The sequence below is a fragment of the Porphyromonas endodontalis genome (assembly GCF_052173515.1).
GTDB lineage: Bacteria > Bacteroidota > Bacteroidia > Bacteroidales > Porphyromonadaceae > Porphyromonas > Porphyromonas endodontalis_A.
In genome coordinates, this window is sequence record NZ_JBQMYL010000002.1 from 48,855 (window position 1) to 62,750 (window position 13,896).

10 protein-coding genes are annotated in these 13,896 nt (G+C 52.3%); 1 reads left to right on the top strand and 9 read right to left on the bottom strand.

What is annotated here, in order from left to right:
* Positions 1-4: 4 nt before the first annotated feature.
* The 9 genes from cobJ to dnaX all read right to left on the bottom strand — a co-directional run bounded on the left by cobJ (position 5) and on the right by dnaX (position 11,794).
* A complete protein-coding gene (gene cobJ / locus ACTTHR_RS01205) occupies positions 5-1,411 on the bottom strand; it encodes a precorrin-3B C(17)-methyltransferase (RefSeq protein ID WP_442604884.1) in 1,407 nt (468 codons plus the stop codon).
* Positions 1,412-1,426: 15 nt separating this feature from the next.
* Positions 1,427-2,653, bottom strand: a complete 1,227-nt coding sequence (locus tag ACTTHR_RS01210) for an exo-beta-N-acetylmuramidase NamZ family protein (protein ID WP_442604885.1) — start codon at positions 2,651-2,653, stop codon at positions 1,427-1,429.
* The gene (gene fsa, locus ACTTHR_RS01215; RefSeq protein ID WP_004335239.1) at positions 2,650-3,315 is read right to left on the bottom strand and encodes a fructose-6-phosphate aldolase; all 666 of its coding nucleotides are present in this window, start codon (positions 3,313-3,315) and stop codon (positions 2,650-2,652) included. Before fsa ends, ACTTHR_RS01210 begins: the two co-directional genes overlap by 4 nt.
* A gap of 33 nt (positions 3,316-3,348) precedes the next feature.
* Complete coding sequence (locus ACTTHR_RS01220; RefSeq protein WP_442604886.1) at positions 3,349-3,903, bottom strand: gamma carbonic anhydrase family protein; 555 nt, start codon at positions 3,901-3,903, stop codon at positions 3,349-3,351.
* Between the two features lie 6 nt (positions 3,904-3,909).
* Entirely contained in the window at positions 3,910-5,703 is a 1,794-nt protein-coding gene (locus ACTTHR_RS01225; protein WP_442604887.1) for an aminopeptidase P family protein, read from the bottom strand.
* Positions 5,704-5,733: 30 nt separating this feature from the next.
* Positions 5,734-7,302: a DUF4301 family protein gene (locus ACTTHR_RS01230; protein ID WP_442604888.1), complete on the bottom strand. Its 1,569-nt coding sequence runs from the start codon at positions 7,300-7,302 to the stop codon at positions 5,734-5,736.
* Positions 7,303-7,841: 539 nt separating this feature from the next.
* Complete coding sequence (locus ACTTHR_RS01235; RefSeq protein ID WP_304285642.1) at positions 7,842-8,663, bottom strand: VanW family protein; 822 nt, start codon at positions 8,661-8,663, stop codon at positions 7,842-7,844.
* Between the two features lie 97 nt (positions 8,664-8,760).
* Complete coding sequence (locus ACTTHR_RS01240) at positions 8,761-9,957, bottom strand: aminopeptidase C (RefSeq protein ID WP_442604889.1); 1,197 nt, start codon at positions 9,955-9,957, stop codon at positions 8,761-8,763.
* Between the two features lie 52 nt (positions 9,958-10,009).
* Entirely contained in the window at positions 10,010-11,794 is a 1,785-nt protein-coding gene (gene dnaX / locus ACTTHR_RS01245) for a DNA polymerase III subunit gamma/tau (RefSeq protein WP_442604890.1), read from the bottom strand.
* A 528-nt stretch (positions 11,795-12,322) separates the two neighbouring features.
* On the opposite strand from dnaX, the gene ACTTHR_RS01250 reads away from it, so the two are divergent.
* Entirely contained in the window at positions 12,323-13,705 is a 1,383-nt protein-coding gene (locus ACTTHR_RS01250; protein ID WP_442604891.1) for a tyrosine phenol-lyase, read from the top strand.
* Positions 13,706-13,896: the final 191 nt, after the last annotated feature.

The following is a 13,896-nucleotide window of genomic DNA, read 5'->3' on the forward strand; positions in this document are numbered from 1 at the left end:
GGGGCTATACGTCTCGCCCGGGATAGAGGGCTGCGGCATCGTCGTAGCAGAGAATGGCATTGATAAGGGTGGCGGCTAGGTTGCTACCTCCTCGTCTGCCCTCTACGATGATCTTAGGGATATGGGGGAAAGTATGTACCCTATGCTTCGACTCACAAACGTGTACAAAGCCTACGGGAGCGGCTATGATGCCCGAAGGAGTGGCCTTACCCAGCCGTATTTGTCGGCATAGCTCGATAAGGGCCGTAGGAGCATTACCAAAGGCAAAGAGAGCGTTGGGGTCTTCTTCCACAGCTAGGCGGATGGCTTCTTCTGCCCTTGTAGTGCCTCGCGTCTTGGAGAGTTCCACCACACGAGGATCGGTGATATAGCATTTGACCGAGAGCCCAAGTCGCTCCACAGCTCCCTTGCGGATGCCTGCTGCCACCATAGATACATCGGTTACAATAGTCCTGATTTCGCCCCTTTTGATGGCTTCGTGCATTTGAGACACCGCGTTGGGATCTGTGTAGAGAATATCCTCCATGGAGAAGTCTGCCGTGGTGTGGATGGCATGGAAGAGAGCCCATCGCCGATCGATAGGCACCTCGGGGTGGCGCATCTCACGCTCTATCGTGCGGAACGATTCCATCATGATTTGCTGCCCCTTGCCCTCTGCTCCTTCGATGCGCTCTCGGTAGTAACCTCGAGGCGTGATGATGGCATCTTGAGTTTGGTAAGACTGAGAGTTGCCGATAAGTACCACGGTAAACATATCGATCTCTTCGGGGTCGAATTGTGCCAATGTAGTGCGTACAACATGTTCGCCCGGGCGACCTGCCTCTCGTACATAGCCTACGGGTGTAGTGGAAGCGCGCCGCTCCAAAAAGAGCGCTTTGAGCCGATGGAGCTGCCAATACCGCCCTTCGCTTTTGGGGTTGTAGACTGCGGTAACGAAGTCCGCCTCGGCAGCTGCTATGATGCGTTTCTCTATCTTCTCCCAAGGGGTCATGAGGTCGGAGAGGGAGATGATGCAGAGGTCGTGCCCAATGGGAGCACCCAAGAGCGAAGCCGCTTTTTGGAAGGCACTGATCCCGGGGAGTACCTGGATCTCTATCGCACTATCCCGATCTTTTTTCATCTCGTAGATGAGGGGAGCCATGCCGTAGATGCCGGCATCGCCCGAACTGATGACCGTAACGCGCTGCCCTTTCTCCGCCTCTTCGAAGGCAATAGCGGCACGCTCTCGCTCTTTTTTCATCCCGGTGTCGATACAACGAGCCGTGGAGGAGAGCCAGGGTTCAATGAATTGGAAATAGTATTTATAGCCTATTACTACGTCGCTTTGGGCAATGGCTTCACACACCGCCGGGGTGATATCTTGAGGGCTGCCGGGGCCTATGCCTGCGACTATGATACTGCCTTTGTTCATAATTAAGGGGAGGGGTTAGGGTTTTGTCTCGGGTCTATTGTCTTTGTATATGAGGTATTGCTGGCGCAACGCTCGGTATTTGCGGAGGTCTTCTTGCCAGCTTTTGCGTATTGCCTCCTCGCTCCATCCCTCTCGGAGTTGCTTGCGGAGTGAGGGAGAGCCTGCGAGAAGGTCGAAAGTGTGCTCGCGGTCAATGAGTCGCTTACCTACCTTTTGGGTTCGCTTCTTCCAGTCGATGAGCGGGGCAATGCTTAGCCCCCCTTGGGGGAGAGAATCCGTGTAATTCGTTCCATAGCAGCGTTGCCCCTTGTACTTTGCGTCGGTGGCTCCCTGCATAGATTTTGGGGTGAAGAGATATTGTCCCAACTCTTTATTAGGATACCCCAGTGCTGTAAAAGGATTGGGGGTGCCCCTGCCTACGCTTAGGATGGTGGCTTCGAAAAAGCACAAAGAGGGGTAAAGGCGAATGGCTTCGGGCGTCTTGAGATTGGGGCTTGGGGCTACGGGGAGCGTGTAACTATCGCCGTGCTGCCATCCCTTGATGGGTACTACACGGAGGTCGCACTGGATGCCCCCTGCCAGCCAACGCTCTCCGTTGATCATAAGAGCTAGCTCGCCTACGGTAAGTCCGTGCAGTACGGGGATGGGGTGCATCCCGATAAAAGATTGGCACGAGGGGACGAGGAGGGGGCCATCTATGTAGTCGTTGGGGTTGGGGCGGTCAAGTATAACTACTGTGATATGGGCTTCGGCAGCGGCTTCCATTACATAGTGCATGGTGCTGATGTAGGTGTAGAAGCGAGTGCCAACGTCTTGGAGGTCGAAGAGAATAAGGTCTAAATCGGCAATTTGATTGCGCTTGGGCTTTTTGTTATTGCCGTAGAGAGAAATAATGGGTAAGCCGGTGAGGGCATCTTTCCCGCTTGCCACGGAGGCGCCTGCATTGGCAGTTCCTCGGAATCCGTGCTCGGGAGAGAAAAGGCGACAAACCTCTATATTGAGGGCAAGAAGGCTATCGACAAGGGGGCGTTGGTCCGATCCGATAACGCCTGTATGGTTACTCACAAGCCCTACTCGCTTGCCACGGAGTAGGGGGAGTAGTTGATCCATCCGTTCCGCTCCCACTTGTATAGAGGAGGGGGGGGGCGTAGGGGCAGCAAAGAGCTTAGGAGCCCCCACAAAGAGGACTCCTAAGACAAAGGTTATAACCCTGAGTAAAAACTTATGGGCGAGGTTGCTCATTTTTTTGCATCGGCTACACGCTTCTGGTCGGCAATGAAGGCGGCCAATCCATTGTCCGTAAGGGGGTGCTTGAGCAATCCCTTGATGGCACCCAAGGGGCAAGTAGCTACATCTGCACCCACTTCTAGGCATTCGATAACGTGGCGTGTGTGGCGGATACTTGCTGCTAAGACCTCCGTTTCAAAGCCATAGTAGCGGAAGACTTCCACAATCTGACGAATAAGCCCTACGCCATCGCCCGAAATATCGTCGATACGACCTACAAAAGGCGATACATAGGTAGCCCCGGCTTTGGCTGCAAGGAGTGCTTGACCTAGATTGAAGATGAGCGTACAATTGGTACGAATCCCCTCACGAGAGAACTGGCGAACCGCCTTGATACCCTCTTCGGTAGCAGGTACCTTTACCACGATGTTGGGGTGGAGAGCTGCTAGTTCGCGCCCTTCGCGGAGCATCCCCTCGAGGTCGGTGCTCATCACTTCGGCACTTACATCGCCATCTACTATCTCGCAGATTTTGAGGTAGTGCGCCTTGCAGTCTGCTTCGCCGCTGATACCCTCTTTGGCCATCAAGGAGGGGTTGGTTGTAACGCCATCTAGTACGCCTAAGTCGTTTGCTTCTCGGATGCTTGCCAGATTGGCTGTGTCGATAAAAAATTTCATTGTTACTTCCTCACTGTTTATTTGGGTGGTAGATTATTTTTCTTCTTTGCTGAGAGATTCTTCTTGCTCGGGGTACATAAACCACGATGCATACATAGAATAGTTGTGGGCGATGCGTTGGTTCATCTCGGCACTTTGGGTCGGATCCACTTCTTTTATGAAGCGAGCCGGACAACCACCCCAGAGGGTATGGGGCTCAATCTTGGTGCCCTTGAGCACGACTGAACCTGCCGCTACGATAGCTCCTTCGCCCACTTCCACGTGGTCAAGCAGTACCGAACCCATACCGATAAGAGCGTAGTTGTGTATCGTAGCTCCATGGATGGTCACGTTGTGCCCGATGGAAACGTAGTCTCCCATCTCTATGGTGGAGAGCCCATATAGGGTATGCAGTACCGATCCATCTTGGATATTGACATGGTTGCCAATGCGGATACTATTAACGTCGCCACGCAGTACAGCATTGAACCACACGCTACAATGGTGCCCCATTACAACGTCGCCAATGATGCAGGCCCCCTCGGCAAGGAAACACTCCTCGCCAATCTCGGGGGTAATCCCACGTACAGGGATGATATGCGCTGCCATCGTGGGTTAGAGCTTTTGGGTCTTCTCGCGAAGCCAAGCCGCCTCTTCCGGGGTAAGTAGAGGGCTAATCTCTTGGTATACCTTCTCTTGATAGGCATTGTACCAAGCGATCTCTTCTGCGGTGAGTAGGCTCTTCTCTACAAGACGATTGTCGAGATAGCAGAGGGTAACAGTCTCAAAGCCGAGGAAAGTCCCGAACTCGCTGCGGCAATTCTCTTTGGTGACGATTAGGTTCTCAATACGGATACCCCATTTGCCAGCGCGGTAAAGTCCCGGTTCGTTGCTTGTAAACGTGCCCACGGCCATGGGGGTGGGGTTGTTGTCTGTGCGGATATTCTGAGGCCCTTCGTGTACGTTGAGGGCGATCCCTACGCCGTGGCCTGTGCCGTGCCCGTAAGAGAGCGCTCTATCCCAAAGGGCTTTGCGTGCCAAAATATCAAGCTGATTGCCACGAGTCCCCTCAGGGAATTGTGCCGTAGCAATGGCGATATGACCTTTGAGTACAAGCGTGTAGTCTACTTTGAGATCGGCCTGAGGTTCTGCCTCGCCAAGGGCAATGGTACGGGTAATGTCAGTCGTTCCGTCTTTGTATTGAGCTCCGCTATCGAGGAGCAATACGCCTTCGTTGCGGAGGGTATAGGCACTCTCGGGAGTAGCTCGGTAGTGTACAATGGCACCGTGATCTTGGTACCCGCAGATGGTGTCGAAGCTATCGCCAATGTACATATCACTCTGGGCGCGATGCTCGGCAAGGATGCGATCGATCTCTACTTCCGTAGGAGTTTCGCCACGTTTGAGGGCAGCCTCTAGCCACATAAAGAAGCGGGTAAGGGCAACTCCGTCGCGGTGCATGGAGCGGTGGACGCCTGCCAGCTCAGCCTCATTCTTATAGGATTTGAGCATGGTTACCACCGATACTCCCTCTATTTGGCGGCAGTGGGGAGCGAGAGCGTTGTAGACGGCGCTGGAGATACGACTCTTGTCTACATACACCGTAACGCTAGAGGGGAGGGCGGATAGGTAGCCAAAAATCTCTTGATAGCCCATGACGCGCACCCCTTGAGCTTGTAGTTCGCTCTGGAGGGCGGCATTTACTTTTTCTGCAAAGGTGAAGAGTACCGATTCTTTCTCCCCAATAAAGCCGAAGCCTACGCCTACGGGGTTGCACTCTACGTCGCAGTTGCGGATGTTGAATGCCCAGGCAAGTTCGTCTAGGGTAGTCAAGACGGTGGCATTTGCGCCTTTCTTCTTGAGGTGCTCTAGGATGCGTTGTGTGCGTGCCTTGGTCTCTTCGCCCGAGTACTCTACGGGCTGAGGGCGGAACTCGTTCTTGGGGATGGCGGGGCGGTCGGCCCAAATGCCGTCGATAAGGTCGTAGTCGCTGTTTATCGTGAGGCCAAAAGCGGATAGCGCGCGCTCCATTCTCTCTACTTCGGCTTGGCTTACGCAGGTGCCGTCACACCCTACTACCGCACCCTCGGGTAGCTCCGAAGTTAGGAATTCTTCGATGGTAGGTACACCGGATACACCCTCTTTGTATAGCTCAATGGTACTGCCCTCTAGCTGATCACCAGCCTGAAGGAAGTAGCGCGAGTCCGTCCATAAGCCGGCCTTGTCGAGCGTTACTACTACGCTTCCTGCCGAGCCATTAAAGCCCGAGATCCAGGCGCGGCTTTTCCAGTGCTGAGGGGTGTATTCACCAAGATGCCCGTCGTTGCTAACAACAAGATAGGCTTGGATATTCTTTGCACGCATGGCACTCCGTAGTGCTTCGAGGCGTGAGGGAATGTTACTGCTCATAGCGTTTATCGTGTTTAAAGAGTTTGAGATTCAATCTAAGTCGTCCACCCCTCTGTGCTCTTGGCGCAGGAGGTCGGTTACCGTCTTGACGGGGGTAAATGTGTCGCTGGGCACCTCCACAAAAATAGTGTTCCAGTGGTGCATGGCTCCGTTCCACAGCCCCGGTCGCTCTAGAGCCTGTAGTTGCTTGCCGTTTTGGCTCTTTGTGGCAACAAAGGCTGTGCGCTTATTCACGTAGTCTTGTAGGTGGAAGTGTTGTCCCTTGAAGTCGTAGGGGGAGCAAACAATATCCACAGGATTGAAGTAGCCGCTGGAGGCAAGGATAGAGGCGTCTCGCTCACTGCTTTTGTCGATTTGGGATGCCTCTACGATTTGTAGCGAAGTACTGCCATCCGCCTCGCGCACTATGTAGGGGCCTCCCCCCGGCTCGCCGTCGTTGCGTACCATGCCGCACACACGTATCGGTCGGTTGAGCTTTTGTTGGATGCGTTCTGCCAGTTCTTTGTCGCCTAATAGGTCTATTTGGGGGAGCTGGATGCAGAGCACTTTGTGCAGAAAGTCTACCATCTCCTCTAGTTGGGAGTGGTTGCACTTGCCCCTCTCTAGCTGGCGAAGATACCCGAAGATGCGCTCTTGCACGGCCAAAAGAACCCCTCCTAAGAGCTTTTTGTAGAGTATCGTATTACTCTTGAGATGCTCCATGGTGACGTTGTCTATGTTCTTAATAAAGATGACATCGCTCTCCAAGTCTGCTAGATTGTCGATGAGGGCTCCGTGTCCTCCGGGGCGGAATAGTAAATCGCCCTCCTCTGTACGGAAGGGCATGCCCTCCTCGTCTAGGGCAAGTGTGTCGCTACTGCTGTTTTGGGTGCTGAACGAACTCTCGATGATGACGCCGTAGTCGCCCTCAATACGCGAACTGGCGCGCTCAATGTGTTGGCGGAAGAAGTCGATATGCTCGGGCGATACCGTGTAATGTATGCGCACTACGCCGTTGCTGTTTTTGGTGTAGAGAGCTCCCTCGGCTAGGTGCTCGGTAGCGGCCGTGCGAATGTATTTTTCGGGGTATTTGTGGAAGGGAACAAGTCCTTTGGGTAGGTGTCCGTAATTCAATCCTCGCTCTGTGAGGAGCGACTTTGCCACGAGGTCGTAACGCCCTCCCTCCAGTAGCTTAGCCACGGTGCTCCACTCGTTGCGTAGACAGCTCTCGCTAAGTTCGCCAAAGAAAGCAAACTCCTCAATGTGCTCGAAGAAGTAACGTTGCTCTTCGCTTAGCTCTTCTTTGGTCTTTGCTCCTGCGTCGAGCAACTCGTAGAGGTGCTGAAACATGCGCGTAGCGGCACCCGAAGCCGGTACGAATTTGGTGATTCGGTGTTGGGGATCATAGCGATAGCGATCCCAGAGATCGAGGTAATAGGGCATCTCGTCTTGCTTGATACGCATGATGCCATACTCTATGCTGCCGCTGCCCTCTAGCTGGAGATAGCTCCTGCCGTCTCGCAAATAAGCAATTTGGGAGGAGGCTTCCTCTTGGGAGATTCCGTGCTCGGCGAGCTGCTCTAGGTCCTTAACCGTGAAGATTGATCCCGTTTCGTCCATTCTGTTTTACCTTGTTTGTCTCAAGTGAGGGGGGAAAGATCCCTATACTTGCCCAAAGTTACGGATTCTTTGTGGCTTACTCGTTCCCTCCCTCTGCAATGATGGCGCAAGGAGGGATTGGGACAAATGAGCCGTTGGATTTTAGCTGATTCTTTTCCACAAAGATAGGGGATCTGTTGCTATCGGCAGGGGGTATCAAGGGGTGATTATTGGGGATGGACGTCTCAAGAGGAGAGGGGAAGGCGGAGAGCTCTTTCCGAGCTGCCTTTTCCCGGCTCGCTCTAGGTGGATTTTCTCTTTAAGGAGGAGGGCTGGAGAGTACAGAGTGAAATATTTTTTGTTCCTGCCCAAAATGTTCTCCCATTTTTGGGTGGAAAATAAAAAAGTTTTGGGCAGAAAGGGGGCAAGGTTTTGCCTGAGAAAAAGTAGGATTCTAGGGAGGATTTTTGTTGCCTCTCCGCTTGGCTGGAAAAGTAGGTGCCTTTTAATGGAGGGGTTATTCGGAAACGGGACGGGGGGAGAGGGGCGAAAGAGGTGTTTTATTTCCCTTGCTCGAGATAGGGGTTGTACATCATGATGGCGTGGTTCTCGGCAATAAGTTCGGTTATTTCCTCTTTAGTCGCTTTGTGTCGTACCTTACGCCAAATCTTATTGTGGCGTGTATAGCCTCCCCACCACTGTTGGCGTATACTGGGGTCTGTCTCAAACACCTCGTACTCCCAAGGGAGGGGAACATCGCACGAGAGGGTGCCATGCAGGAATTCCTCGTCAAGCCAAAGGTCTAGGGAGAAGGTGTGCTCCGTATTGTTGCGTACCACGAGGTCTATATAATTATAGGAGAGGGTTGCCCCACAGGCAAAGGGGATGGTGCGTTGCACGTCGGGGAAAACGTCGAAGCTGTGCCGCCACCGTTCTTGTACGGAGAGGGGGCTGTGGAGTGTTATCCAATAGAGTAGATTGCCCAGCTGACATAGCCCTCCGCCGACCCCTCGTTGTACTTTGCCATTGTGTAGTACCATGCCTTCTAGGTACCCTTTGCGGGCAGAGGGGCGACCCACCAAGCGCCAAATGGAAAAGGTCTCTCCGGGGCGGATTACCACGCCATCTAGTTTGGCAACGGCAAGGCGTAGGTTGGTTATTTTGTTGTATTGTAGCTCCATATCCACATCTTTGAGCCTACGGAGCAGGGTAGACTGATGCTCAAAGAGGAGGTGCGAGGTCTCTACCCCGTGGCGGACGCGTGCGTAATGCTCGGAGCCGAAGAGCCAGCGAAGTTTTCTTTTGAGGATATAAAACTCTCGGCCTAGGTAGTGCCGCAATTTCCCTCGCTTGATGGGGCTTTCGACTTCTTGGGGTATCATGGGGATTGGTACTAAAAAAAGGGGGGATACTTCCCTGAGCGAACTCGTCTAGTATTCCCCCCTGCTATTCTTTGGTTTAGCGTGTGGCAATCATTGCTTAGAGCTTGATACCCAATTTTTGGGCAATTGCCTTAGGAAGCGCATTCTTGTGTACTACGATATTCATCGTGCGACCGGCTGCATAGTTTTCGCTAACGTACCAAATACCCTTGTAGGCACCGGCTTCACCCCAAGAGTTCTTGATCATGAAGAAGGGGCGACCAGCTTGGTTCTTAGCCATACCGTAGATAACCATCCCGTGGTCATCGGTTAGGGTATAGTTGTCGAAGCACTTTTGGCGATATTCTTGAGTCGGATTGATCTCGGGGCAGTCGGGAGTGTTGATCTGCTTTAGGATCTCTGCACGGCGAGCAGCGGTGCTTAGACCAATCCAGCGAGCTTGATCCGAACCTGCGGTTTCGATAGCCTCTACGTCGGCAAGTACACCGATTCCGTCGCGATTGAAGCCAACTTCGCTCACGTCGGCACCCCAAGCGATGGGATAACCCGTCTGGATAGCATTACGCATTACCTGCATAAGTTCGTCGATGGGGAGGTTGTAGCTATCGCTCCAGCGCCAGTTGTCTTCAATTTCGAGACCGAACTTTGTGTAGAAGGGGTGGTGCGTATAGCTCGTAAGAGATACGTAGTCATCTGCATTGATACCGAGGCTCTTAGCAAAGGTTATAGGCGTGTAGCTCTTGCCTTTGTAGGTGAAGTTCTGGGGAAGTTCGCCCAAGTAACCATCAATCATGGCATCGAAAGCCTTACGCCATACGGGAGAGAGCTTTTCGTTTGAGTTCTTAACGATAGCATCGAGGTAGCCCTTAGCTGCATCTGCCATTTCGTTGTGCGCATTGCGCTTTGTGCCGTAGTTAAGCCCTGTCATTACCTCTTCGGGTACAGCACCATAGTGCTTGAATACGTAGAGTACATCGTAGAATGAGCCACCCTGACCGAAGTTGAGTTTGCCGTGGAGACGCACGTACTTATCGGCTTTATCACGGTAGCTGTGGCTTACCACGAACATGTCCGAGAGGTCGTATTCGGGCTTGCCCATACGGAGGAGTTCGGCTTCGAGGAAGCCAATTGTAGAGTAAGACCAGCACGTTCCTGAGTTCCCCTGATCCTTGATGGAGGTGATGGGAAGCTCTTTTACGACCGTGAATTGGTTGGTTTCTACCTTAGCGTCTTGTGCGTTGAGGCATCCCAACGACAAAAGTCCGGCTAAGAGTGCAATCGAAATCTTTCGCATGATTCTTTTTGTTTTGTACTTATATAATTTCTATTGTGAATATTTTTTGGGTCTAGAGAGGACGTAACTTGAGCGCTTGGATAAACTGATGAAGAGGCGTTTGTGGCTCGGCAGCCAGGGCTCGGAAGACCTCTAGAGGTGTGATGCTTCGTTGGCTGCGCTCCTCTTCTATAGTCTCGATCTGCCGCACTTGTAGCGTAATGTCGCTATTGTGTAGCGCACTTCGGAGGTAGCCCAAGAGGGAACCCTTGATGCGCTCTACAGCGTTTACTTGTAGCATATTAAACATGATGGCCTCTATCTCTGTGCCGTTGTTAAGCCTCGGTAGTACCTCATTGAAGGCATTCTTGAGAAAGAGGTTCTTTTGCAAATATTCCTCTGCATAGGCATTCCATGCAATCTGCATTTCGGTCTCTGTAAAGGCCTGTTTCTCCTGAGAGGGTGCCTTGGGGGCCGTTGCAGGGGTCGCGGTGGGTGCCGGGGCTGCCGCAGGGCGAGGAGCCGGAGCTACGGGGCGAGGTGCTGCCATGGTAGCCGGTTTGGTCGGTTTGGGGAGGTCAATGGGTTGCGGAGCCTCTGTGGAAGCTTCGGTGGGGCGAGGGGCGGGCGGCGCACTGGGGCGTGCCGGAGCCGGAGCCGCAATGGGTTGCGGTCTGGGAGCGGCTACAGGACTTGGCGCAGAGGGCGGAGCTGCCGCCGGTGTGGGGCGTTGATTGGGGGTGTGGCTTGCCGAGCTCCCTTCTTGAGCGAGCGAGGTGAGGGAGAGGAGGGTCATTTCTACCAAAAGTCGCTTAGCATTGCTATTGCGATACTCTTTGAGACACTCCATCAGTTTGGCGATCGCTTGGTACAAAAATCCACGTCCGGAAGCCTGAGCCAATTGATTATATGAGGCCTCTGTCTCTTTGGTTAAGTGCAAAAGAGGCAGGGTCTGAGGGTCGAAAGCTAGGAGAAGGTTACGCAGGAAGTCGGTCAGCCCCAAGACAATCGTCCTAGGGTCGAAGCCTCGCATGATGAGTTCGTCTAGGAGAAGGAGGGTAGAAGCATAGTCGTTGTGTACGAGATGCTCTACGAAACGGAAGTAGTAATCGTCGTCTAGGATGTTGAGGCTCTCTAGAGTACGACTATAGGATACTTCGCCATCGGTATAGCTCGCTATTCGGTCGAATACTGAGAGGGCATCGCGCATCCCTCCATCGGCTTTTCGGGCAATGAGCTCTAGAGCCTTCTCCTCTACTTGGATCTCTTCTAGCTGGGCAATATGCCGCAACTGCCCTATGATAACATCACTAGGGATGGGCTTGAAGTCGAATACTTGGCAGCGAGAGAGAATGGTGGGAAGTATCTTTTGCTTCTCGGTGGTAGCCATGATGAAGACGACATACTCGGGTGGCTCCTCCAAGGTTTTGAGGAAGGCGTTGAACGCCGCCGTTGAGAGCATGTGCACCTCGTCGATGATATAGATTTTGTAACGCCCTACTTGGGGAGGAATGTTTACCTCCTCGATGAGCTGTCGTATGTCGTTGGCCGAGTTGTTGGAGGCTGCGTCCATCTCAAAAACGTTGAAAGAACGCTGCTCGGCAAAGGCACGGCAACTATCACACTCGCCACACGCCTCGCCACTCGCAAGGGGCGACGCGCAGTTGATGGCTCTAGCAAAAATGCGGGCTGCGGAGGTCTTTCCGACCCCTCTTGGTCCACAAAAAAGATAGGCGTGCGCCGTCTTTTGCTGTAAAATAGCCCTCCGGAGAGTTTCGCTTACAGCCTCTTGACCGAGCAAGCTCTCAAAGGAGTCCGGACGAAATTTCCGGGCTGATACTACAAACTTTTCACTCATAATGATTGCAACGCACTAGGTAGACCTCTAAAGTCTATCTTGCTACAAATGTACGTATTGTTGCGAGAATACCCAACTGACTTCCGCCCGAGGAGGGAGGGAAGCGGCAGGGGAAAGCCGAAGTCCCTTGCCGAGCATGGCAAGCCTGTAGCGGTACACCTATTATATTATAAGGGGCGTATTGTCTCGCACATTCGTTGGTGATCGTATAAGAGAGAGCCGCCCATAATCACTTCTATCCTCGGACTGCTTCCCCGAAGAGCTTGCTCTAGGAATGATAATTTCTTGGGCGGCGAATTTTTGAGTACGGAGCAGACAGGAAAAAGAATTAGGCTGTATTATATTCTTTTTTACGGATGATTTATTCATTTACGGGTTGTTTTTATGTCATTTTGTTGCTTGATTAGTGTATATTTTGCCTAATTGCACGCGTGGGAAATAAATCGCTTATATTTGCGTCGTGGGTGATTTCGTAGTGGATTTCCCCCGATGTAGCGTGAAGTAATAACCCTTAATTGATAAAGACATATGATTGATTTTAGCAAGTATCCCGCAGAGCCGTTTCGCATCAAGAGCGTAGAACCGGTTGCCATGATCGACCGTGAAGAGAGATTGAGAGTAGTAAAGGAAGCCGGTTACAACACCTTCCTAATCAACTCCAAAGACGTATATATCGACCTTCTTACCGATAGTGGTACGAACGCAATGAGCGACCGCCAGTGGGGTGGTATGATGGTGGGCGATGAGGCGTATGCCGGTAGTCGCAATTTCCATCGCCTACAAGACACGGTGCGTCGCCTCTTCGGGTTCAAATATATTGTGCCTACCCATCAAGGGCGTGGGGCAGAAAATATCTTGAGTCAGATTGCCATCAAGCCAGGGCAGTACGTGCCCGGTAATATGTACTTTACCACCACTCGCTATCACCAAGAGCGTAATGGAGGAATCTTTGTGGATATAATCCGCGACGAAGCCCACGATGCCACGCTCGACATCCCCTTCAAAGGGAATATCGACCTCAATAAGTTGCAACGTCTTATCGACGAGAAGGGGGCAGAAAACATTGCCTACGTCTGCCTTGCCGTTACGGTGAACCTAGCCGGTGGGCAGCCCGTTTCCATGGACAACATGAGGGCAGTGCGTGAGCTGACTAACAAGTATGGCATTAAGGTTTTCTACGATGCAACTCGCTGTGTAGAGAACGCCTACTTCATCAAAGAACAGGAAGAAGGGTTTGCCGATAAGAGCATTACCGAAATTGTTCTTGAGATGTTTAGCTATGCCGATGGATGCACGATGAGCGGTAAGAAAGACTGTTTGGTAAACATTGGCGGCTTCCTTTGTATGAACGATGAGCACCTATTCCAAGATGCCAAAGAGATGGTGGTTGTCTATGAAGGTATGCCTTCGTATGGAGGTATGGCAGGCCGCGATATGGAAGCAATGGCCATTGGTTTGGAAGAGTCGATGCAGTACGAGTATATCCGTCACCGAGTATTACAAGTACGCTATTTGGGCGATTTGCTCAAGGAGGCAGGGGTGCCCATTATTGAGCCGGTAGGGGGGCATGCCGTCTTCCTCGATGCTCGCCGTTTCTGTCCGCACCTCACACAAGAGCAATTCCCAGCCCAGAGCTTGGCCGCAAACCTCTATGTAGAGAGTGGCGTGCGCAGTATGGAGCGTGGTATTGTATCGGCAGGTCGTGATAATAAGACGGGTGAGAATCATACTCCCAAACTAGAGACGGTACGTCTCACCATCCCTCGCCGTGTCTACACCTATAAGCATATGGATGTAGTGGCAGACGGGGTGATTCGTCTCTTCAAACACAAAGAAACCATTCGAGGATTACGCTTTGTGTATGAGCCTAAGCAGCTCCGCTTCTTTACCGCTCGCTTCGAAGAGATCTAATTCTTTGCTTTAAGTTTCTTCTTCAGGATTCGATACGTGCCCTTGCCTTTTGTTGTGGAGTAAAATCCCAATAAGGGCGGGGGTGTGTCGTTTATTATCTTGGAAAGCCGTAACTTCGCCGAGGAGAAAGGCGGAGTCTTATGTCCTAACTTCCACCTCCGAGAGAGGGAAAGTAGGATTCTCTTTTTCTC

Coding starts and splice junctions, on each gene's coding strand:
- ACTTHR_RS01240 (WP_442604889.1), bottom strand. CDS start 9,957: ATGCGAAAGATTTCGATTGCACTCTTAGCCGGACTTTTGTCGTTGGGA.
- ACTTHR_RS01220 (WP_442604886.1), bottom strand. CDS start 3,903: ATGGCAGCGCATATCATCCCTGTACGTGGGATTACCCCCGAGATTGGC.
- ACTTHR_RS01230 (WP_442604888.1), bottom strand. CDS start 7,302: ATGGACGAAACGGGATCAATCTTCACGGTTAAGGACCTAGAGCAGCTC.
- fsa (WP_004335239.1), bottom strand. CDS start 3,315: ATGAAATTTTTTATCGACACAGCCAATCTGGCAAGCATCCGAGAAGCA.
- cobJ (WP_442604884.1), bottom strand. CDS start 1,411: ATGAACAAAGGCAGTATCATAGTCGCAGGCATAGGCCCCGGCAGCCCT.
- ACTTHR_RS01210 (WP_442604885.1), bottom strand. CDS start 2,653: ATGAGCAACCTCGCCCATAAGTTTTTACTCAGGGTTATAACCTTTGTC.
- ACTTHR_RS01235 (WP_304285642.1), bottom strand. CDS start 8,663: ATGATACCCCAAGAAGTCGAAAGCCCCATCAAGCGAGGGAAATTGCGG.
- ACTTHR_RS01225 (WP_442604887.1), bottom strand. CDS start 5,703: ATGAGCAGTAACATTCCCTCACGCCTCGAAGCACTACGGAGTGCCATG.
- dnaX (WP_442604890.1), bottom strand. CDS start 11,794: ATGAGTGAAAAGTTTGTAGTATCAGCCCGGAAATTTCGTCCGGACTCC.
- ACTTHR_RS01250 (WP_442604891.1), top strand. CDS start 12,323: ATGATTGATTTTAGCAAGTATCCCGCAGAGCCGTTTCGCATCAAGAGC.